A 352-nucleotide genomic window follows, 5' to 3' on the forward strand; every position below is an offset into this window, starting at 1 on the left:
GCACCCCAGCCCTGGCAGCAGGCCGACAATGGTGCCAACGAAACAGCCGACCAACGCGATAATCAGGTTCTGTGGCACCAATGCCACTTCGAACCCTTGAGACAAGTACATCCAGGTATCCATTTTCGCTCCCGTTAGCTCAGCCAAACGCCGAGTGGCAGTGTCACATCAAGTAAGCGGTCAAAGGCGTAATACAGCGCTACGCCCATCACCACGCCGGACACCAATGCCGCCTTCAAGCTGGCATGGAACAGCAGGCCCATGCTGAAAGTCAGCAATGTCGTCGCCAGCGGAAAGCCCAGCCACTCAAAGCCCCAGGCGTACAGTACCAGCGTAATCACCAGTACCAGCA

The 352-nt window shown here is 57.1% G+C and carries 1 protein-coding gene; it reads right to left on the reverse strand.

What is annotated here, in order from left to right:
- Nucleotides 1-134 precede the first annotated feature (134 nt).
- The coding region (locus tag QMZ64_RS23090; RefSeq protein ID WP_301441642.1) for a tripartite tricarboxylate transporter TctB family protein at nucleotides 135-352 on the reverse strand (218 nt) is incomplete at its 5' end.

The organism is Bacillus sp. LB7 (assembly GCF_030449715.1).
GTDB lineage: Bacteria > Bacillota > Bacilli > Bacillales > Bacillaceae > Bacillus > Bacillus paralicheniformis.